Consider the following 747-nt stretch of genomic DNA (forward strand, 5'->3'; position numbering starts at 1 on the left):
ACCTGGTTTTCGTTAATGAGTTTGCGGGATAGCTTGTGCAGGTTATCCAGGCGGCAATCAGCAATTTTCGCGTGAATGCGGGCGACTCTGGCGCGGGCTTTGGCGCGGTTCTTTGAGCCTTTTTGTTTCCTGCTCAAACGTCGCTGTAGCAGGGCTAATCGCTTCGCATATTTAGCGGTATGGCGGGGATTGCCGGTTTTGAATCCGGTATCGGTGACGAACAAATCTTTTAAACCAACATCAATGCCGACCGTGGACGCGGTGATCGGCAGTGATACAGGTTCAAACTCGCAGAGGCACGAAACAAAGTAGCGCCCCGCTGAATCTTTGGACACGGTGACGGTAGACGGCACGGACGGCAAAGGGCGACTCCAGCGCACGTCTAAAGGCGCTTTGCTCTTTGCCATGTACAACCTGCCGTCGCGGTATTTAAACGCGGCATCCGTCAGCGTAGCGGCCTGTTTATGGCGCTTGCTTTTGAATGTCGGATATTTTGCCCGACCTGCAAAGAAGTTGGAAAAAGCGGCTTGTTGGTGGCGCAGGGCTTGCTGTAGTGGCACGCTGGAAACGTCATTGAGCCAGGCAAAATCTGGCTCTTTTTTCAGTGCGGTTAATCGTGCGCTGGCTTGTGTATAGCCGATCTTCTCTTGCCGTTCGTAATAAGCATCGGTGCGCCAGCGCAGGATGCTGTTATAGACAAAACGCACACAACCGAACGTTTGAGCCAGTAACTCAACCTGATCGGGT

General features: G+C 53.0%; 1 protein-coding gene. It reads right to left on the minus strand.

What is annotated here, in order from left to right:
* A partial coding sequence (locus tag DBY66_RS17710) for an RNA-guided endonuclease TnpB family protein (protein WP_146745193.1) occupies window positions 1-747 on the minus strand: 747 nt, incomplete at both ends.

It is taken from the genome of Pantoea sp. RIT413 (assembly GCF_003057675.2).
Classification (GTDB): domain Bacteria; phylum Pseudomonadota; class Gammaproteobacteria; order Enterobacterales; family Enterobacteriaceae; genus Pantoea; species Pantoea eucrina.